Raw genomic sequence first — 21,134 nt, forward strand, 5'->3', positions numbered from 1 at the left:
CCGCCATAGCGGGGCTTTTCTTCGTTATCTACGTCCTGCGCAACAATGGTTGCTTATTCAGAAACGATGCTAACGAACTTACGGTTTTTCGGGCCTTTGGTCTCGAACTTCACGAAGCCTTCGTTCAGAGCGAACAAAGTGTGATCACGACCCAGACCAACGCCAGTGCCCGCGTGAAAGCGTGTACCGCGCTGACGAACGATGATGCTACCAGCGTTCGCTGCCTGGCCACCGAAAAGTTTTACACCGAGGCGTTTGGATTCGGAATCGCGACCGTTACGCGTGGAGCCGGCTGCCTTTTTATGTGCCATTGCAAATTCTCCTCTTGGGGAATTTAACCGCTTACGCGGAAATTCCGGTAATTTTGACTTCAGTGAACCACTGACGGTGGCCCTGACGCTTCATGCTGTGCTTACGGCGACGGAATTTGATGATAGTCACCTTGTCACCGCGGCCATGAGAAACGACTTCTGCGGAAACCTTGGCACCGCTGATCAGAGGCGCGCCAATGTTGAAGTCATCGCCATCTGCAACCAACAGCACTTCATCAAACTCAATCGTTTCGCCGGTAGCGACTTCGATTTTCTCAAGCTTGAGCGTTTGACCTTCCTGAACGCGGTACTGCTTACCACCGCTTTTAATAACTGCGTACATGTCACTCTCCGGACTTGTCGTTAATGCCGCTTCGGCAGCGCTCATCACCTACGCTCTTGCGAGTCGTGCTCTTATTGACCTGCTGCGAGTGGCGCCCCTTTTGGCAGCCATCTGACAGGGAGCATGATGAGTGGGTCGCGGATTATAACGACATTTCCCTATTACCACAAGACTACCGGCCGTTGTCAATTAGCGATTTGCTTATCTGCCGTGCGGGCTTACGGTAACGTGCCTTGACGCCTTCCCGACAGCCCCATAGCATGACCTCAATTTACGGGGCACGCCCCCTTCACCTGCCGCGATGAACGGAACCCATGACTGCCAACGTCTCCCCAACCCCGACTGCCAGCCCAACGCCCTCACCGCTGCACGCCGTGGTGTCAGATGACTTTGAAGCTGTCAACCGGACAATTGTTGAGCAGCTCACCTCGAAAGTCCCGCTTGTCGAGACCATCAGCCAGTACATCATTGAAAGCGGCGGCAAGCGCCTACGTCCGTTACTGGTGCTGCTCGCGGCCCGCTCGCTGGGTTATGAAGGCGACAAGCATATTACGCTGGCCACGTTGATCGAATTCATGCACACCTCCACACTCCTGCATGACGACGTGGTGGATGAATCGCACCTGCGGCGCGGCAAGAAAACCGCCAACGATGCCTGGGGCAACGCGCCCTCGGTACTGGTCGGCGACTTTCTCTACTCGCGCTCATTCCAACTGATGGTAGATGTCGGCTCGATGGAGATCATGGCGATTCTCTCCAGCGCCACCTGCACCATTGCCGAAGGCGAAGTACTGCAACTGACCAATATCGGCAACCCGAGCATTTCCGAGGCGGACTACTTCGAAACCATTCAGGGCAAAACCGCCATGCTGTTTGAAGCCGCTACCCACAGCGGTGCGGTACTGGCAGGCGCCACCGCCGAGCAGGCCGAGGCGCTCAAGCTTTACGGCCGCTATTTGGGCCTCTCCTTCCAGCTGATTGACGACCTGCTGGACTATCAGGGTGATGCTGAGGCCATGGGTAAAAACGTCGGCGACGACCTAGCCGAAGGCAAGCCCACCCTGCCGCTGATTCACGCCATGGAACAAGGCACACCGGAGCAGGCCAAGCTGATTCGTCAGGTGATCCGTAAGGGGGGGCTTGAGCAGCTCCAAGAGGTGCTGGCGATTGTGCACACCACCGGTGCCCTTGAGTACACCCGCAAGCGCGCCGACGAAATGGCCGACAAGGCCCTTGCCCAGCTGGAGCTTCTGCCGCCCAACGCCTACCGCGACAGCATGGCTGAACTCGCCCGTATGGCTGTTGACCGGCAAGCATAAATTTCAAGCCCCCCGCACTGCCGGGGCTTGAAAAAAAGCACTTCCCTGTGTATGATTCAGCTCCGTTGTAGGGCACTGCTCACAACCTTCGGAATATAGCTCAGCTTGGTAGAGCGCTGCCTTCGGGAGGCAGAGGTCGTAGGTTCGAATCCTGCTATTCCGACCAAGAATTTATAAAACCGCCAGCCTGGGTCAAACCTGCTGGCGGTTTTTTATTGCACCTAGTTTTTCTCGTTGACTGAGCACTCTGCTTAGCTGCTCCTTCTTCTGTCTGATGTCTTGTAATTGGCGTCTTGCCTGGCAAGTGTCGCTCAATAGCCTGCTAATAGATATGCTACGCTTTCTGCAAGCGACGCTATCTTCATTTTCATATCAGGAAACCGACCATCAGCCGTTTAACACATACCAAAGCCGTACTGCTGTTTGCCAGCACCATGACCGTTATGTCCGGCGCGATTATTGCGCCTGCCTTGCCAGGTATCAGCCGCCATTTTTCCGAGCATTCCCAGGTGCTGATTCAGCTGATTCTGACTCTGCCCGCGCTGATGATCACGCTGTGCAGCCCGCTGATGGGCTATCTGGCCGATCGATTTGGACGCAAGCCTTTGCTTTTGTTAATGCTGTCCATTTACGGACTGGCGGGTGGTGCGGGCTTTTTGATCAATAGCGTAGAGCTCTTGTTAGCATCAAGGGCACTGATGGGCATTGCCGTCGCCGGTATTTTGAGTATCAGCACGACGCTGGTGGGTGATTATTTCGAGGGTAGCGAGCGCGTGCGCTTTCTAGGCCTGCAGAGTAGCTGCATGGCGCTTGGTGGGGTGGTATTTATCAACCTGGGGGGCTTGCTCTCCGACTGGAGCTGGCGCGGGCCTTTTCTACTCTACCTTACCGGCGTGCTGCTGCTGCCTTACGCCTGGGCGATGCTCAAGGAGCCCCGTCTGCCGGGCGCGACACATGCCGATAGCGCCCAGGCACCGGCGCGCGTCGACTACTGGCGCACCGGCCTTGGCTATCTGATCGCCATGCTGAGCATGATGATGTTTTACATGTTTCCTGCCCAGCTGCCCTTTCTGCTTTCCGAGCAGGGTGAGATCAGCGGCATGGCGATTGGCATCGCGCTCTCCATGTCTGCACTCACGGCCAGCATCGTGGCGTTTGGCTACGGCTACTACAAGCCGTTCTTCTCGGTCATGACGATTTATGTGTTGGGCTTTGCGCTGGCCGCCACCGGTTTTCTAGTGGTGGGGTTCACCGACAGCTACGCCATGGCCATCGTGGGTGCGGCGATCTCGGGATTCGGCCTGGGCGCCTTCATGCCCAACACCACTACCTGGCTTATGCGCATTACGCCACAGAGGGTGCGCGGCCGGGTGTTTGGCGGTTTTACCTCCACCTTCTTCTTTGGCCAGTTCATCTCACCCATTGCGGTCGCTCCGGCGGTTATCTGGCTCGGTTCACTGCGCAACGTGTTCATTGCCATGGCGGTGCTGTGCATCGTGTTCGCTGCTATTCTCATGATACTGAGCAAAACCTATCTACGCGCGGACAGCCGACTTTAAGGCGAACTTAATCAGCGCCCAGCAACGTCTCATAAAGCGCCAGGTAATCCTCGGCCATGCGCGTGGCAGTAAAGCGTTCGAGAAACGCCTCGCGAACGCGGTGACGGTCAAGCTCAGGTAGCCGTTTGACGGCGGCAACGGCCTCCTCATGAGAGTCGACGATAAAGCCGCTAACGCCCTCTTCAACAATTTCTTCCACTGAACCATTGCGCCAGGCAATCACTGGCGTACCGCAGGCCATGGCTTCAATCATTACCAGGCCAAAGGGTTCCGGCCAGTCGATGGGAAACAGCAGCGCGGCTGCCTCGCCCAGAAACTGCTGCTTTTGCTGATCGTTAACCGTGCCTACATGCTGGATGCGCTCATCAAGCGCGGGCGCTACATGGCGATCAAACCAGTCTGGATTACCTACATCAATGCCGCCTGCCAGGCGCAACGAATAGCCCGTGGCTCGCGCTACCTCAATAGCCCGGTCGGGGCGTTTCTGGTCGGTCATGCGGCCAATAAAGGTCAAATATCCCCCTGAGCCTTTACTTAAATTAAAGCGCTTGGCATCCAAGCCATGGCAAACCGTACCCAAATGATTTTTTTTGGGCAGTGCGCGACCCTGCGATTGAGAGATGGAGGCCACCGGCAAATCAGGAAATCCTTCGAAGAAAAGCTGCCGGTCCAGCTCATCAACACGCCAGTGAACGGTCGTCACACTATGGCGGCGACGCTCGCCCAGCACGGCAGCGTGGCAGAACTCGCCATGGCAATGAATGATATCGAACTCATCCAAGTGCTGGCGCAAACGCTCCAGCACCAGCGCCTCAAGAACGCCCGGAACGCCTGGCGGCACGTTTTCATACAGCTGCTGCCATCGGTAAAGACTTGGTGAGGTGGCCAGATGGCGCGCGCTCGTCTGGCTGTCAGAAGGGGCAATCAGCGTTACATCATGCCCCAACTCCACAAGCGCTTCGGTCAGGTCAAAGACAATACGCTCGGTTCCACCATTATCAACAGGCGGTGTCGGAAAGATAACTGGAGCAACTTGGGCAATGCGTATACGCTTTTTCTGAAGCATAGATTGGGTGCACCCTATCCGGTGAAAAGGAATTCACGACATGCATATCGTACATTTGGCGTTACAGGGCTGCCTTCGCGGCAGTGATATCGAATATGGCATTACGGCCGATACCGGCGGCCATATCCGCTACCTGCTGGAGCTGGTGGAAGCGTCCGAACAGGACCCGGCCATTGAGCGTATTACGCTGGTGACGCGCGCTTTTGAGTGTGAGTTTAGTCGGGTCGACTATACCTGCCCAGTTGAAGTGGTTAGCCCAAAGATCACCCTGGTGCGGCTACCTACCGATTGCCCTGATTATTTACCCAAGGAAGCCCTCTGGCAGGAGCACCCATCATTTATCGCCGCCTTTGAGCGTTGGCTTGCCACGCTGCCCGCCCCACCGGCGGCCCTGCACGCCCACTATGCAGATGCGGGCGAGGTAGCCGCTGAAATCAGCGCCCGTCATGGCATTCCGTTTGTTTTTACCGCCCACTCGCTGGGGCGCTGCAAGCTTAAATGCCTGGCCGATGGTCAGTTGAATCTGGACGCCAAAACGCAGCAGAGCCTGCAGCGGCGCATCGCCTTTGAAGAGCGCGCCATTCGCGATGCCGCGCTGATCATTGCAAGCTCAAGAGATGAAGCCGAGGTTCAGTACGCCGACTACCTGCACTACGATGCCGGCCGAATACGCGTTATCCCGCCCGGCAGTCACCTGGACGATTTTACTAGCGCCATCTCAACACCTGCCATTGACGCGATGATGCAGCCGTTTCTGATAAATCCCGACAAGCCCGTTTTGCTGGCCATTGCTCGGCCCGTCACCCGCAAGAATCTGGCCGCACTGGTGCGCGCTTACGGGCAGAGCAAAGCGCTGCAGCAGTGCGCCAATCTTGTAATTGTGGCGGGAGTACGCGACCAGATTGATGCGCTGGAACCCGAGCTTGCCGATAATCTTCATGAGCTTTTAACGCTGATTGATGATTACAACCTCTACGGACATGTCGCCTACCCCAAACATCATGCTTCAGAAGATATTCCAGCGCTTTACGCCTGGGCACGCGAGCGGGGCGGCGTGTTTATCAATCCAGCGCTTAACGAGCCGTTTGGACTGACCCTGCTAGAAGCTTCAGCGGCGGGCCTGCCCTTGATTGCCACCGACAGCGGCGGTCCCAGCGATATTGTTGAACAATGCGGCAACGGCGTGCTTATCAACCCCCGCCATAATGATGAAATCGTCCGTCAGGCGCTTGATCTGTTTCACAACCCCAGCCGTTGGCAGCGCATGGCCGATAACGGCCGAGAAGCCGTCAAGGCCTACGACTGGAAGGGGCATACCCAGTACTATCATGACCTGCTTGCCCGGCTTAGCCAGCCAGACCCTGAGCCGGTCGCGCCCAAGGCACTTTTGATCTGCGATATCGATAACACCCTGACCGGCTCGCCTACCGGCATACGCGCCTTTATCACCTGGTATGAGGAGCAGCCCACGCTTGGGTTTGGCGTTGCCACCGGGCGCAGCTTTCATAGCGCGCTGTCGATTCTGGAACAGGCCGGCATCCCCTACCCACAGGTGATCATTGCATCGGTTGGCTCAGAGATTTATTACCGCAATGACGACGGCGTGACCTACCAGCAGGATACCCAGTGGTCAGAGCGAATAGACCGCCGCTGGCAACGGGAAGCCGTGCAACAGGCGCTGGGGGATGCGCCCGAACTGACGCCTCAAGGGCCACTTGAGCAGCGCCGCCATAAGCTGAGCTATTTCAGCGATGGTGACTCATCCTTGATGGTGCAGCTTCAAGCCCGTTTAAAACAACGAGGGCTGGCAAGCACGGTGATTCAAAGCCATGGCCGCTATGTGGATATTTTGCCTCTTGAGGCTTCCAAGGGCCAAGCAGTGGAGCACGTCCGCAAACGCCTAAATATTGGGCGTCAGGCGCTCTACGTCGCTGGCGACTCAGGCAATGACCTGGACATGCTGCGCTCGGCGCCCTGTTCGATTGTGGTGGCCAATCACAGTGACGGGCTGCTAGACGCCCCTGGTATGGCCCATGTATACAGCGCCCGTGCCCGGCACGCGCTGGGGATCATTGAAGGTGTGCAGCATTTTCAGCGCAAGCAGAAAATGGGGGGTGCGGTATGAAGGTCAGCGCCCTGACCCTGGTTAGAGACCGCCGCGAGCATTTGATAAATCTCATAGTGAGCCTTGAGGCACAGCAGCAGCGCCCGGATGAGCTGGTCATCGCCTGGATGCAGCCTGAACCGGAAATAGACCTTCCCCCAACACACTTTCCTATTCGCCATGTAATAGTTGAGGGCGACGCTCTGCCGCTCGCTAAAGCGCGCAATCAGGCCGTTGATGCGTCAAGCCATGAGGCCCTGATATTTCTGGATGTTGACTGTATCGCTTCACCCGCTCTGGTTGCACGCTACCGAAATGCGCTAGCCCAGCAACCAGCGCTCTACATTGGCGAAGTCCACTACTTACCTGCGAATGCCGTAAGCTACCACGCGGATGGCACCTTGGATTTAGCGCGCCTTGCCATGCTTGGCGAGCGCCACCCGGCGCGCCCTGCCATTAATGAACAGGAAATCCGCTTCGAGCCTGACCACGGTAACCTATGGGGGCTTTCGTTTGCCCTGATGCGTCAGGACCACCAGCGTGCGGGCGGCATGGATGAGGGCTATATCGGCTACGGTGGTGAGGAAACCGACTACGCCTGGCGTTTGGCGGCGGCGGATGTGCCGCTTTACTGGGTAGGCGGCGCGCTTGCCTGGCACCAGCATCACCCCATGTATGCCCCACCCTGGCCCCACTTTGAGGCGATTATCGCCAACGCCCGGCGCTTTTATCAGCGCTGGGAGCAGTGGTGCATGGAGTACTGGCTAAACCAGTTTCATGAAGCGGGCGCTATCCGCTGGTCGCCGGAAGCAGACGGCATTGAGGTCTTAAGGCAGCCCACGCAGCAGGAAATTAGTACCGCGCGCCTGCCCGCCAGCGCACGCTACGGCTGAGCTTCGTTAACCGCCGCGGCGCAGGGTGAGCACTCGGCTGCCCGCACGGGTGTTGATTGGCCCACTTGAGGCGTGGCGCCTTCCCATAGTCGATCAACGCAAGATTCCAGCCACTGGGCGGCGCGGCGCGCGGCATCTGCGCTGTAAAGCTCGCTCAGCGTGCTGACATCCAGCTTTCGCGCGTCTTCCAGCACGTCTTGCCAGCCGGCAAAGTCGCCGGGCCAAGCGGCCATATTGACGGCCGCGCCCAGCTCCGCCAGGCGCTCGGCCTTACGGGTCTGCTCACCAAAGTAGCGCCATTCGGGCGCCACGATATAGGGGCGTTTCAGCATGGCAATTTCGTGCACCGTATTGTCACCCGCCGAGGCCAGCACGATATCGCAGGCTGCCAGGTAATCCACCACGTTATCGACCCAGCCCGCATTGACCAGATTGGCAAAATCGGTCTCGTGGCCTTCCAGATGAAGCGGGCCAATCGTCACGAACAGCGTATTGGGTGCCGCCCTTGCGGCCACGGTCAGCGGCGCATAAGGTGTGCCCGAACCGCCCCCGCCAGTCAGCACCAGGACGATCTCGCGATCCGGATCGAGCTCCAGCCGACGCCGCGCTTCGGCCCGCTCGGGCATCTCGGCGGCGGTGGTACACAGCCCGCCGGTATAGAACGTCTTTTGCCGTAAACGGTCAGGGTAATCAGCCTGTTCCAAGCGCTCATCAAACGGCGCCAGCATACCCACACACGCTTCATAGGCACCGATATGCCCTGGGTCGTTGCGATCGCCGTGCATACGTACCTTGACCGCTGGAACGCTTGCGATACGAGAAAGCAGGGCAAGCTCTGCCGACACATCGATCACGAAAAGCCCGGTATCGGTATCGTCAAGGTGATCCAGAATGCGTCGCATGGTCTGGCGCATTTCCACCACGCCCATGGGCACGCAGTGCATGACGGACGGCGTAGGCTGGTCAAACAGCGCCTGGGTGGGCACATCCGCGCCGATCATGTCGGGCAGCGCAATCAGCTCGATCTCGCGCTCAAAACCATCGAACAGCGACGGGTCCGCAGTCATGACGCTGACTGGGCGGTCAGGCGAGAATTCACGAATAATGGCCATGGTGCGCCGCGCATGGCCACGCCCCTGGTGATGAACAAAAAAACTGATGGGTTTCTTCATAGCGTGGCACACTCCCTTGTGTTAATCGGCGCCGAATCTGTTCAGCCACCGTGGCCGCTTCCGTGGCCTGATGATTCAAGTCGTCCTGCCATTGCTTAACAACGTCTCTTAAGCGGCATTATTGCTTTACATGACGCTAAGCATAGCTGGCACCCCAAAAAATGCCTGTCAGTCCACGCCTCCAGAAGATGGCCTGCCCTTCAAGAGGGAGAAAAGACCAACCCCATAATACTGACAAAGATCAGCACTCCCCCGAGTACCCGAAAGAACACGCCCGTATCCGCCTTGACGATGTAGCGGTGCGCCCGCTCACCCAGCAGATGGCCGGCAAACGCACAGGGCAATAGCCACAGCTGATGGATTAGCTGAAGATCCACGCCGGCGAACAGAAACGAGATCATCTTGATCACGACCAGAATAAACCACAGCACAAACATGGTATCGCGTAGCTGTTCCTTGACGACATGGGAGGCAAACACGGCCACGATCAGCGGCGCGCCAATCAGGGAGGTACCGCTTACATAACCACCCAGAGCCAGCAGCACATAGTCGATATACTTGTTGTTGCTTTTAAACGGTTTATTGAGCACGTAGCCAATGGCGTAGACCAACACGATGCCGAAAATAATGCTGGTCATGATGTTGGCAGGCAGCGTTAACAGCCCCACCACGCCAACCAGCTTGGGAACGATCATAATTTTCAGGGCTTTCCTTAAATAGCCCCAATCAATATTGCTCTCAACGGAAGCGTTGCCGCTCTCTCGTTTTAATTGGCGGTTGCCCTGCCAGGCAATCCAGCTTGAGAAGATCAGTAGATGCACGGCGATAATAGGCAGGAAAAGCAGCGGATCGTTAACGACCAGTAATAAGAAAGGCAATGCCAGCACCGCACCGCCAAACCCCAGACTGGTTCTGACAAAGCCGCTCCAGGCAAAGATCAACCCGATCAACGCATACTGATACCACCACAAATCCGCCATGCACTCGCGCCCCTGGTTACTAGGTTCTGTCTGAAAAGTCGATGAGCGCAAACACTTTTCAGACAGAACCTAAGATGATTGCCCGCCTATCGCCCACCAGCTGGGTAACAGCGCTTGTACGCTGGGTTGGGCAAAACGATCATCCATTAATACCACAACCCCTTCATCAGTGGGGCTGCGGATCACCCGGCCAGCGGCCTGGACCACCTTGATCATCCCCGGGATGCGGTAGGTATAGTCATCACCTTTTCCAAATCTTGTCGTGAGACGCACTTTCAGAGCTTCGTTGAAGGCATTAAACGGCGGTAGGCCCAGTGTTGCGATAAACGCACCAATCAATCGGTCGCCGGGCAGGTCAACGCCTTCGGCAAAGGCGCCGCCCAGTACGGCAAAGCCGATGCCCTGCCCGCCCGGCGTGAAGCGCTGCAGGAACGCATCCCGCTCGGCTTCACGCATGCCTGGCGTTTGGGCAAATACCGGTACGTCAGGGTGCTGTTGGCAAAACCGCTTAAGCGCGGCATCGAGATAGGTAAAGCTACTGAAAAACGCCAGATAGTGGCCCGGCGCCTGCTGATACTGCTGGGCCATCTCGGACACCATCGGCGCAAGCGACGCCTCCCTATCGCGAAAGCGTGTCGAAATATCCCGGCGAATCCGCACCTCAAGCTGGCGGGCCACAAAGGGTGAACATACCTCGCGCCATACCGTATTCACAGGCAGGCCCAGCAGGTCGCGGTAGTAGTGCGCGGGCGTGAGCGTGGCTGAAAACAGCACGGCACAGTGGGCCGCCTTGAAACGCGGCGTTAGAAAGTCCGCTGGTATCAGATTACGCAGGCCAATCAGCGCCTTTCCTCGCCCTTTTAGGGTTATATCGCACAGCGAGTGATCGCCAAAGCTATCCGCCAACCGACAGAAAGCCAGCGCCTCAAACAGTAACTCTTGGAGTTCAAAGGTGGCATCTTCCGGATGTTCGCCCAGGTGGTTGGTGATCGAGGCGGCTGCGTTCTGCAGGGCACCCACCAGTTTATCGGGCAGTGACTCAAGCAGGTAATAGCCTGCCTGATTCGCATCATCTGGCTTATTTTCGACTACCTCTTTCACCAACGCCTGCCACTGCCGGCCTAGGCTTGCCAAAGAACGGCCAATGGCTTTCGGGACGCTGCGCTTGACGCGGTTGAAGCGCTGCTGGTCAAGCTCGGCGCTATACATGCCGCGTGCCCGCTCCACTAGGTTATGCGCTTCATCCACCAATAACCCGACACGCCAATCATCGGCCTGTGCCAGGCCATGGAGCAGCGCATGGCGATCAAACCAGTGATTCACATCGCCTACGATCACATCCGCCCATCGCGCCAGCTCCTGGCCCAGATAGTAAGGGCAGACGCTATGGGCAAGCGCTACCTTGCGAAGCGCGTCGCGGTCCCACCAGCTTTCAGCCACGGCGGCCTGACGCGCAGCAGGCAGGCGATCATAAAAACCCGCCGCCAGCGGGCAGGCGTCGCCATGGCAGGCAATTCCCGGGTATTCACAGGCTTTCTCCCGAGCAATCAGCTCAAGCACACGAGGCGCCTCAAGCCCTGAATCCTCGGCTTTTTGTTTATCCGGGCGAAGCTGCGCCAGGGCATCCAGCGCTAAACGCCGTCCTGGTGTTTTCATGGTCAGAAAAGCAATTCGATCAAGGCGCTGGCGAGGCATGGCCGTGAGCATGGGAAATAGCGTACCCAGGGTTTTGCCGATCCCGGTAGGTGCCTGGGCCAACAGGCCGCGCCCGGTGCTGGCGGCCTTATAAACATCTTCAGCCAACTCACGCTGACCGGGGCGAAACGTGGCATGGGGAAAACTGAGCGATGTTAACGCCAAATCACGCGCCAGACGGTGTTCAGCTTCCTGTTCGGCCCAGGCAATAAAGCGCTCGCACAGGGTAGTGAAAAATAGTTCAAGCTCGGCTGCCTGCGCTTTGTAACTCAACAGGGTCTCTTTTTCGGTGGCGATATCCAGATACACCAGCGTCAATGTAACTTCATCAAGACCGCGCGCTTTGCATAACAGGGCGCCGTAGATCTTTACCTGCGCCCAGTGTAGCGCGCGCTGGTTATCGGCCATACGCTCAAGGCTGCCACGGTAGGTCTTGACCTCTTCTAGACGGTTCTCGGCAGGGTCATAACCATCGGCGCGCCCGGTGACGGTAAGGCTTTTGTAGGCACCGGAAAGCGGCATTTCGGCAATGTAGCTATCGCCCCGTCGACTGGCGACCAGGGTATGCCCGGCAATGCCTTCCTGGGCGCTGGGCGACGGGGTAAAGCGGTGATCCAGATCCCCCTCACGGGCAGTAAAGTCACACAGTGCACGAACGGCTACCCGATAACTCGCCGCAGTGTTCATGATATAAGGCTCATGGCATGCCTGACGTATCAGTGAACCACTGCACGTAGCACACTGCGACCGGGATATCATGCTGATGGAAAAAAGCCAGCCAGCGGCGCTGGTTATCCTGTAACCGGTCACCGGGGCCTTTTACCTCGATCAACCGATAGCGCGGTTCACCCAGCGGCGCTTTGGGGAAAAACTGAATCAGATCGGGCAGGCCCGCTCGATTGGCCTTGAAATCCTTTATAAATCGCTCAAAGAATGCCTGTAGATGCGACGCTGGCAGACACTCAAGCGCCAACGTTAACTGTGTTTCATCCAACATGGGCCAGTGCACAAAAGGAGACGCCAGACCGTGCTTCTCCTGCCAGGTAGCGCGAATGGCCTCTGGGTAGCTGCCATCTTCCAGGCGGGCCAGGCACTCATCAAACAATGCACGCCGCCGGGGCACGAAATCGTCGCGATAAAGATCCGCAGGCCCGGTGTGAAACGGATGAAAGAAGGCGCCAGGCAATGGCGCGAATATCGCTGGCCAGCAGAGCAGCCCGAACAGCCCGGTAAGCAGAGTGTTTTCACTATAGTAAACCGGTGCATCCGGCGTGCTGAAATGCAAGGCAACGCCGCGCTCTACTGGTTGGGGGCCGGGCAGCGTCAATTCCCATCGGGTATAAGCGGGTTCACGCGGGGAGGGCTCTACCGCCATTTTCAGCTTTTTGCGCAGCCGAGGAATCAACCGGGCCAGGGCCTGGGCCTCGGTTTCATTGGGCGTGCGGTGGTGGGCGCTCATCGCCAGTTCAAAGGCCTCTTTATAACGACCCAGGCGCTCCAGCACGCGTAGCTGGCGAACACGTGCCTCGCTGCTGTCGGCGTCGGCATAGCATGAAAGTGCGCGTTCAGTCTGGCCGCTGCGCTCTGCTTCGCGACCCAAGTGCAGTAATAGCCGGGCTCGCCGTGCGGCAAGCCAAGCGTTATTCGGCACAGGGGGTACTTCAAGGCTTAACGACTCGACATCTTCGCCCATTTCCAGCCGTTGGCGCAGACGATGAAGAGCCAGATAGGCATCCACCTCTTCGCGCTTGTGAAAAGCGCGCGAGGCGTTGGTGAAGGCAACGTTTTCAAAGCGCTGCAAGCCAAGCTCGGTGAGCACAAACTCCGCCCAATCCTGGCGCAGGTTGCCAAAAAACATCAGCCGCAACCGGTCGCAGATTTCCATTACGCCAAGACGCACAATACTGTCCGGCGCGTCTGGCCACCACTGAGTTAGCGGCTTGGCCTCGGTGAGCTGGGGGGCCAGCGTAGCTTGCAGTACCGCCTTGCCGGTTGAGGCCGAAAGCCCCGCATCGCGCATGCGCGTTGCCAGCGCTGCGCGCAGCTCGGCAAGACGCAACTGGTGGAACAACTCCTCTCCACTAAGTGCCGGGGCATCATCTACCCAGCCAAGCGCCATGAGCGGGGCAAGTGCCGCGGCGGTATCGCCTATTTCGTCATAGCGAAGTTTGCCAATCCGAAACAGCTCACCCTTGCGCATGACCATACGTGTAAGCAGTGCTTGGGAAGCCCGAGGCAGCGTATCAAAGTGACGTAGAAAGGCGAGTTCGTCGTGATCTAGCAGGTCGGCATGGCGCTCACCCACCCAAGCCAGCACGAACCGGAAGTTCGTCAGGTAATAGAAAGGGTCGTCGAGCGAGGCGGTAACCGGGGCGGGAGCACTGTTCATTTATCCATTGTATCAGGGCGTCACCAGACGCTGCCAGCTTTCCGGCAGGGCCTAGCCCACGCGGTGCTGCATTAATATCTCAAGTGCTTGATCCGGCTCTTTTTGAGCGGTATCCACCGACGTGGCAGTGTAACTTCTGGCGCCAGATTTATGCCCCCCACCGACCAGCACGTACCACTCGGCCTCGGTGAGATAACGTTGGCACCAGCCACCCAAGGCATCGGCTACCGCTTCACGGCTACGTTCACCACCACGAAAGCCATGGGCCAGATAGAGCAGGTCCTGCCGGGCGGTGCGCGCACGGGCATTGCCGCCGTGCACCTTGGAAAGCGGGCAGCGCCGGTCGTAGGCTGCGTTGGTTAATGCATTAAGCCAACGCTCCAATTCATGTGCCTGAATACCGCCGTAAACTGCCACGCCTGCGCTCCCTGCCCGTTGAGTGGGGCATTAGCCTGCCCGAATAACGGGCGGCTGTCATCACTCTTGCGAGCTTTCCTGTTCAAACCCTTGTAACCCATTGACAACGTTGATACCTATTTCATTCACAGCATAGCCTCCTTCCATTAAAAAGGTGGTGGGCAGGCCCGCTTGTGCCAAACGCTTGCCCAGCGCGGTGAAATCATCACTTTTAAAGGTGAAGGCGCTGATTGGGTCCCCTTCAAAAATATCCACGCCGAGTGACACGATCAAAAGCTCACACCTGTGTGTTTTGATGGCCGCTAGCGCCTGCTCCAACGCCCGGATCCAGCTGGCAACGCTGGTACCCAGCGCCATGGGATAATTGAGAGTAAATCCTTCGCCCTCTCCCTCGCCTGTTTCATCGGCGTACCCCAGATAGTAGGGAAAAGTCACATCCGGGTCGCCGTGCAGGGATGCAAACAGCACGTCGCTGCGGGCGTAGAAAATCTGCTGGGTGCCATTGCCGTGGTGGAAATCCACGTCCAGCACCGCCACGCGCCGCTTACCGGCATCAAGCGCCTGTTGCGCGGCCACCGCTGCATTATTGAAAAAGCAGTAGCCGCCGAACTGATCAAAAGCGGCGTGATGACCCGGCGGCCGACATAGGGCAAAGCTTGGCTCACTGGTTTCCAGGGTATGCAACACGGCCCCAAGAGCGGCATCCTTGCTGCCCATGGCAGCGCTGAACGTCCCTTCGGAAATGGAGGTTTCTGCCGCCAGGGCGTAGTAGCCAAGCTGACCACTAATCGAGCGAGGGATGTGGTCGCCGCGCATGGAGCGGGCAGGCCAGATATTGGGTATTGCTTCGCCCTGATGGCCCGCCGCTTGCCATGCCTGCCAGCAAGTTTCCAGAAAGCTTACGTAGCCCGCATCGTGAACGGCGCGCACCGGCTCCAGGCCATAGGCGTGTGGGGCACGCACTTCAAACCCGGCTTGCTGGATATGCTTGAGTATCAGATCGATGCGTTCAGGACACTCGAAGGGACTGACAAGTGCTCCGTCATGAAGCTCCGTACGCGCTTGACGCAGGCGACTGTCCTCGGAAAAAAACGTAAGCATGCAGGCTCCTTCATATGGGGGCAGTAAGGCCTAGGGCCTGCTCAGCCGCCAAGACAGTAGTGTGGGTATGTTAGTCCACTTCCAGTGAGTAGGGCCAACCCATCGCCCAGCGGCGTTTTTGGCTGGGGGTTTGCTGCTTCAACTGATACTCCGCCCGGCTTGCCGATGCCCTATCGGCAAACGGCTGAGCCCCCAGCAGAGCCACCGGCGGGTTAGCCCGTGTATAGCGTGCCCCCTTGCCCGTACAGTGGGCGCGGTAGCGTCTGGCGATGTTATTGGTGATGCCTACATAGGTCCCGCGTTGGCACTCCAGTAAATAGACATACCAGCAGTTCGAGGGAGATAACGCCATCCCTATTCCTTATTCCTTGCGGGACAAGCCCATGACAAACGTCTCCAGCGCCTCAAGCGGCATCGGCTTGGCCAAGCCATAGCCTTGGAAGATATCGCACTGATAGGACATCAGGCGCTGGTACTGCTCTTCGGTTTCCACGCCTTCGGCCACCACCTTAAGCCCCAGGTGATGCGCCATGGAGATAATTCCCTGCACAATCGCGGCATCGTCTTCACTGTTGTTAAGCTCATTAATAAAGCTACGGTCTATTTTCACCGTACTGATAGGCAGATGCTTGAGGTAGCTAAGACTTGAATAACCCGTCCCGAAGTCATCAATAGATACACCAACATGCATACTGCGCAGCGCGTGAAGCGTATCAATCGCGCCTTCGGTGTTGTCCATCAAAATGCCTTCCGTCAGTTCCAGGCTCAGTTGCTCGGCAGGCAAGCCGGTCATGAGCAGCGTTTGGCGCAGATTGGCAAGAAAGCTGGAGCGCTGAAACTGCAGTGGCGATAGATTCACCGCCACGCGTATTTCACCCAGCCCTTGTTGATTCAGCAGCTGCATATCCAGGCAGGCGCGTTTAAGCACCCACTCGCTGATCGGGATAATCTGGCCCGTCGTTTCCGCAAGCGGAATAAAGCGTGCCGGTGAAATAAAACCTTTCTCAGGGTGTTCCCAGCGCAGCAGCGCCTCCACCCCGTCAAGATTGCCCTCCCGGTCAATTAACGGCTGATAGTGCAGCGCAAACTCTTCGCGTTCAATGGCTTCCTGTAAATCATTACGCAATACCATGCGCTCGCTAACCGTATCGGTAAACGCACGGGTAAACCATTCATAGGCGTTACGCCCCTGCTGCTTGGCCTTGTACATGGCCATGTCAGCCTGCTGAATCAACGTTTGCGGCTGAAGGGTATCCTCTTGGCTGATGGCGATACCGACACTCGCGGTTAAATAAAGCTCCTGAGACTCAATTCGATAAGGGCGGGCCAACATGGGCAGTAGTCGCTCCACCAGATCGATAACCTCTGACTCGTAGTCAATACCTGTTTGCATAATAACGAACTCATCACCGCCCATACGGGCAACGGTATCCTCAGGACCTACCGCATTGTTTAGCCGTCGGGCCACTTCAATCAGTACCTGATCGCCCACCGCATGCCCCAGGTTATCGTTGATGGGCTTGAAGTCATCTAGATCCACGAACAGCACGGCCAAGCGCTTTTTACACTGACGAAGCGTTGCAAATTGCTTGAGTAGTGCCTCTTCAAAAAGCGTACGGTTAGGTAAACGGGTAAGGTCGTCATGGGAAGCGTGATAGGCCAGCTGCGCTTCGTAGGCCTTATGCTTGGAAATATCGTGCTGGACGCCGACAAAATGAGTAACCCGCCCATCGTGGTCGCGTACCGGCGCAATATACAGATCGTTCCAGAAAGGCGTGCCATCCTTGCGATAGTTGCAGATGGTCACATTGACTTCACGCTTCGCCTCGATACTGCTACGAATCAGTTGCACCACGGCCGGGTCGCTCTCAGGCCCTTGGAGGAAGCGGCAGTTCTTGCCAAGGATTTCTTCCTGGCTGTAGCCAGTCACGGCGGTACACGCTTTATTGGCATAAATAATAGGTAAATCAGGCTGTTCGGCATCGGCGATCAGGATGCCGTTGAAGCTGGCTTCCACGCTACGCTCCAGAGTGCGCAGGCGAGACTCCTGCTCTCGCGCGGCGGTAACTTCCTGGGCAAGGGCATGCACACCCTTGATGGTATCGTTCACCATCATGGGTAAATGAATAATTTCCAGTACGTGCAGATGGCCCGCGCGATCCTTAAGCGTTAGCTCGTAGCGGTCAATTCCTCCCCGCATGGCCGTTTCGATATACGCCTGCACGCGGGTCGTATCCTGCTCGGTAATAAAGAAGGTGAACGGCTTACCGAGTATCTCTTCAACCGAATAGCCGGTTAGGGCCGCACAGGTGGCGTTAGCAGTAACAAAGCAGCCTTGATCATCCAGCGTAAAAACTGCATCAGGATGATGCGTAAACAGTGAACGGTAGCGCTGTTCGCTCTCTTCCAGCGAGCGCCGCACCTGAAAGCGCTCAATGGCTAAAGCCAGTAACCCAGCGGCTTTTTCAATTGGCGCGGTATCGGCACCACTTGGCGTGCTGGGGCGCGGATAATAAACCGCAATCGTGCCGACCAGCTGCCCCTCCCCCCCGTAAACAGGACTCGACCAGCAGGAAGCCAGCCCTGCTTCTTTGGCAACGCCATGATAGCCGTGCCAGCGCTCGTCTTCTGCGATATTGGTACATATCACAGTAGACCCTTGGTAGGCCGCGCTACCACACGCGCCATTATTTGCACTTATTAAAATGCGCTGTACTGCGTTACGGTACGCAGCGGGCAGCCGGTTACCTGCTGCAAACTCCAGGTGGGTACCCGCATCATTAACCAGCATGACCGAGCAGGTTGCCTGAGGTAGCTCGCGCTCCAGCATACGGCAGAGGCTTTCTAGGATTTCCGGTAGTGGCTGCTCTTGGGCAATCATGCGCTGAATTGCCTGCTGGTCTTCCAGCATCCGACGCGTCTGGGCCAGTTCCCGGGCACGGGCAATACTCACGCTTACCACGCCAAGGCTAAACGCCAACAGACCACTAAGCAGCAAGGTCCCTAGTGCAACCGCAAACGGCAGCAGATTCAACTGATACCAGTTGTACTGGCTCCCCGGATAGGCATAAAGCTCCATGTTAATGCCACCAGGCAATCCGATATAGCGTGATGCCAGCGCAAGCTCGGGCGTTTCCATACGATCAACTGAGAAGCCTACGGGGTGCAGTTTTACAAGTGATGTGTCATCACGGTTCACCCTGACCTGGAAAGGACCCACTTCCAAGCGCAGCTCATTTTCTAACATGGTGGCCAAGTCAAAACTGGCGAACAGGTAATGACCATTGACGGGAATGGGAATAACAAACATTGCCTCATGGGGCCGGCTGGTATCTGCCATCAAAAGTCGTGGGCGTTCCAGAGGAATTTGCATCCAGGCACGCGTATATTCTTCTCTCAGTTGCTGGCGTAACCATCGCTCCGTTTCAACGGTTCGGCCTACTCCCCAGCTCCAAGTCAGCTGCTCCTGATCAACCAGCGCAATGGCGCTCATGCTCGGCGTATCACGCAGATAGTTCTGCGCGTCATTTTCCAGCAGATCCAAATCCCAGCGAGGCCCCATGGCACTTAAGCGTTCAGCCATACGCTGCATTAGCCGCAGCCGATCTTGTGTTGCCTGCTCAATATTTAACTGAACGTTATCTAATAAATAGACGGCTTGCTGTCGCAGTGCGGCTTGTTGGTGGCTATTTACCAACAGCCAGATAAAACAGCTTATAGTAACGCCCCAAAGCGAGGCGGCGACAGTCACTCGCCCCGGGTTTAAACGCTGAGCTTTGCCACGCAAACCTGCTGCCAGCATGGCGGTGCCCAATAAGGACATAAATACCAATGCGGTCATGGGCGAGGATGAAAACAGCCGGGAAGCACCGCTCAGTCCAAACCATAGTTTTCCAACCACAAACAGAGCAAGCCCCAGTAGGCTAAGCCCACCGATCACCCATAACCTGCGCCGCCATGAGGTGGAAAGTCCTACCCAAAAGCACACCCCAGCCAGCACAAGAAAGCCCGCTGACAAGCTGGTAATACGTGGTCCACTGCTTAGCCATGAGCCGCCTCCACTTTCTTCCAGGCTATTGTGTACCACGGTGTAAATGATGATGAGTAGCAACGTAACAGCGCAAAGCAGCCGGGCTTTAACCCAGCCTTGCAGTGATGCAAGCAGGCCAACGCCTACCAATAGCGTAATCAACGCCCCATCGGGTACCAACGTGGCAAAAAAAGGCTGCGTAGGTATGCTGATGCCCACCACGACCCCTACCGTTCCCATGCAAACCAGGGTCGCCGATATCATCAGCAATAGGGTTTCCAGCGCTAAATGGCGCGTATTAATCGGCATGTCTCTGCGACTCTTCAGGTATTAGTATTTACAACCAACGCTTACTATCTATTTGAAGTGTACCCGCTCTGTAAGCGGTACCAGCTCATGAAATTGCTCATCCAAATAGCTGCCATAATCACTAAGCATTCGGTAATCAATTAATGAGCCATACTCATGTATTATTCGGTATCGTACGGGCGGGCTGGCGAGTGCATACGCTAGCGCATCGGCCAAAATGGCAAGCGTTTGTGGCGGTGTGCCCGCTGGCGCAAAAATGCCTCGGTCGGTGGTATGAACAAGATCGATCCCCTGTTCACGAAGCGTTAAGACGTCAGGTAACCCAGGCAGTCGCTCACTACCCGCCACTGCTAAAGGAACTAAGGCATCCGAGGCAAACAAAGAACCCGCAGAGGGCAGGTTGAGCATGGCAAAATCAATTTCCTGAGCCAATAAGGCTTCCACCTGAGAGGCGGTATCAGGAAAGCGAACCAGCTGCACATCCGAAAGCGAGATACCTGTTTTTTCAAAAAACTGTAGCCAGAACAGGTGATCAGTGGAGTTGGCAATGACGCCGAACATGGGAGGTTTTGAGGAGGTATGGATTAACGCTTCAATATCGCTTGCTTGTTGGACCACATGCCCTGCATACGTGGCAGGAATGTTAACCGTGCGAGCCAGCAGCGACACGGGCGCAAAATCGGCATGGGAAAACGAAGCTAACCCCGCCAGGTAAGAAAGGTCAATCGTTTGATGACTGCCAAGCAGCGTATAACCATCGGGCGCGGCATTTCTGACATACTGCGAGCCACGTATAGCACCACGGCCAGGCATATTAACCACGTGAACAGACTGGCCTAGATAGGTTTGCGCCGTTTCAAAGATATCCCGAATCAATACATCGGTCGCCCCCCCCTCTCCAAACGGAATCACTAGCGTGATTTCGCGTTGCGGATAGTGGTCGTCGGCAACGGCCAAAGCCATCATCAGTAGAAAACTGCTTAGGACGCCTATTTTAAAACAATAACGCGCTCTTTCCCTGCAACTATACGCCATGCTCCCATCCCCTCATTTTTATTTGTTAACGCATAGCTACTCTTTGCAACATAGCTTTAATTTTCGGCTGCTACCACAAAAGCAGGGATCATTGCGGCGTGGCTTGAGACGCATCACTTCTGGAGTACCGTCTATGTACCACCAGCGGCGCTGTTCAAACACAAAACGCGAATTCTCTTCAAGCCTATGCCAGCGGGCACGCTCTTTGAAATAAGCACGAAAGTGAATATAGCCAATATCGGCTTGGGAAGGAGTCTTTTGTAAATCAGGCGCTTCTTTAATAATTGATAAACCTTTCCACTGTGTATGCGGGTCAGGCAGTAGCTCGACAGGGCGTGTGCTGATATGCCAAGTAGCCAGCAGGTAGTCGGTCAACCCAAGTACAAAGGCGCTATAGCGAGAGCGCATCAA

At 56.6% G+C, this 21,134-nt stretch carries 17 protein-coding genes and 1 tRNA gene; 5 read left to right on the forward strand and 13 right to left on the reverse strand.

The annotated features are described in order from the left end of the window. Positions 1-53 precede the first annotated feature (53 nt). Positions 54-311: a 50S ribosomal protein L27 gene (rpmA, locus tag ELY38_RS15730; RefSeq protein ID WP_018917617.1), complete on the reverse strand. Its 258-nt coding sequence runs from the start codon at positions 309-311 to the stop codon at positions 54-56. A gap of 31 nt (positions 312-342) precedes the next feature. Continuing rightward, positions 343-654: a 50S ribosomal protein L21 gene (gene rplU, locus ELY38_RS15735; protein WP_127063321.1), complete on the reverse strand. Its 312-nt coding sequence runs from the start codon at positions 652-654 to the stop codon at positions 343-345. A 314-nt stretch (positions 655-968) separates the two neighbouring features. On the opposite strand from rplU, the gene ispB reads away from it, so the two are divergent. The 3 genes from ispB (at position 969) to ELY38_RS15750 (ending at position 3,532) form a co-directional block, all read left to right on the forward strand. Continuing rightward, positions 969-1,973, forward strand: a complete 1,005-nt coding sequence (ispB, locus tag ELY38_RS15740) for an octaprenyl diphosphate synthase (protein WP_127063173.1) — start codon at positions 969-971, stop codon at positions 1,971-1,973. Positions 1,974-2,062: 89 nt separating this feature from the next. Next, positions 2,063-2,139, forward strand: a tRNA-Pro gene (locus tag ELY38_RS15745). 253 nt (positions 2,140-2,392) lie between these two features. Next, positions 2,393-3,532: an MFS transporter gene (locus ELY38_RS15750; RefSeq protein ID WP_281274355.1), complete on the forward strand. Its 1,140-nt coding sequence runs from the start codon at positions 2,393-2,395 to the stop codon at positions 3,530-3,532. Between the two features lie 7 nt (positions 3,533-3,539). On the opposite strand, the gene ELY38_RS15755 is transcribed toward ELY38_RS15750, so the two are convergent. Beyond that, complete coding sequence (locus ELY38_RS15755; RefSeq protein ID WP_127063175.1) at positions 3,540-4,598, reverse strand: glycosyltransferase family 4 protein; 1,059 nt, start codon at positions 4,596-4,598, stop codon at positions 3,540-3,542. A gap of 40 nt (positions 4,599-4,638) precedes the next feature. On the opposite strand from ELY38_RS15755, the gene ELY38_RS15760 reads away from it, so the two are divergent. Together ELY38_RS15760 and ELY38_RS15765 are read left to right on the forward strand one after the other, a co-directional pair. Further along, entirely contained in the window at positions 4,639-6,723 is a 2,085-nt protein-coding gene (locus tag ELY38_RS15760) for an HAD-IIB family hydrolase (protein ID WP_127063176.1), read from the forward strand. After that, positions 6,720-7,595, forward strand: a complete 876-nt coding sequence (locus ELY38_RS15765) for a glycosyltransferase family 2 protein (protein ID WP_127063177.1) — start codon at positions 6,720-6,722, stop codon at positions 7,593-7,595. Before ELY38_RS15760 ends, ELY38_RS15765 begins: the two co-directional genes overlap by 4 nt. Here the strand turns inward: ELY38_RS15765 and ELY38_RS15770 are convergent. From ELY38_RS15770 to ELY38_RS15815, 10 genes are all read right to left on the reverse strand, one after another. Next, positions 7,586-8,767: a glycosyltransferase gene (locus ELY38_RS15770; RefSeq protein ID WP_127063178.1), complete on the reverse strand. Its 1,182-nt coding sequence runs from the start codon at positions 8,765-8,767 to the stop codon at positions 7,586-7,588. The genes ELY38_RS15765 and ELY38_RS15770 overlap by 10 nt on opposite strands. Before the next feature lie 200 nt (positions 8,768-8,967). Further along, a complete protein-coding gene (locus ELY38_RS15775; RefSeq protein ID WP_127063179.1) occupies positions 8,968-9,747 on the reverse strand; it encodes a sulfite exporter TauE/SafE family protein in 780 nt (259 codons plus the stop codon). 69 nt (positions 9,748-9,816) lie between these two features. After that, positions 9,817-12,129 carry an ATP-dependent DNA helicase gene (locus ELY38_RS15780; protein ID WP_127063180.1) on the reverse strand — a complete coding sequence of 771 codons (2,313 nt, stop codon included), beginning with the start codon at positions 12,127-12,129 and terminating at the stop codon, positions 9,817-9,819. A 10-nt stretch (positions 12,130-12,139) separates the two neighbouring features. Further along, positions 12,140-13,831 (reverse strand): VRR-NUC domain-containing protein, encoded by a 1,692-nt coding sequence (locus ELY38_RS15785; protein ID WP_127063181.1) that lies wholly within the window; start codon positions 13,829-13,831, stop codon positions 12,140-12,142. A gap of 51 nt (positions 13,832-13,882) precedes the next feature. After that, a complete protein-coding gene (locus tag ELY38_RS15790; protein WP_127063182.1) occupies positions 13,883-14,248 on the reverse strand; it encodes a hypothetical protein in 366 nt (121 codons plus the stop codon). 60 nt (positions 14,249-14,308) lie between these two features. Beyond that, complete coding sequence (locus ELY38_RS15795; RefSeq protein ID WP_127063183.1) at positions 14,309-15,349, reverse strand: histone deacetylase family protein; 1,041 nt, start codon at positions 15,347-15,349, stop codon at positions 14,309-14,311. Between the two features lie 70 nt (positions 15,350-15,419). Further along, positions 15,420-15,701 carry a GIY-YIG nuclease family protein gene (locus tag ELY38_RS15800; protein ID WP_127063184.1) on the reverse strand — a complete coding sequence of 94 codons (282 nt, stop codon included), beginning with the start codon at positions 15,699-15,701 and terminating at the stop codon, positions 15,420-15,422. A 9-nt stretch (positions 15,702-15,710) separates the two neighbouring features. Then, positions 15,711-19,688: a bifunctional diguanylate cyclase/phosphodiesterase gene (locus ELY38_RS19460; protein ID WP_246009165.1), complete on the reverse strand. Its 3,978-nt coding sequence runs from the start codon at positions 19,686-19,688 to the stop codon at positions 15,711-15,713. Positions 19,689-19,736: 48 nt separating this feature from the next. Beyond that, on the reverse strand, positions 19,737-20,654 hold the full coding sequence (locus tag ELY38_RS15810; protein WP_246009166.1) for a tripartite tricarboxylate transporter substrate binding protein: 918 nt from the start codon (positions 20,652-20,654) through the stop codon (positions 19,737-19,739). 105 nt (positions 20,655-20,759) lie between these two features. Next, positions 20,760-21,131, reverse strand: coding sequence for a YchJ family protein (locus ELY38_RS15815; protein ID WP_422822343.1), 372 nt, complete (start codon positions 21,129-21,131; stop codon positions 20,760-20,762). Positions 21,132-21,134: the final 3 nt, after the last annotated feature.

The sequence above is a fragment of the Vreelandella nanhaiensis genome, from assembly GCF_003990185.1.
In the GTDB taxonomy this organism is placed as follows: domain Bacteria; phylum Pseudomonadota; class Gammaproteobacteria; order Pseudomonadales; family Halomonadaceae; genus Vreelandella; species Vreelandella nanhaiensis.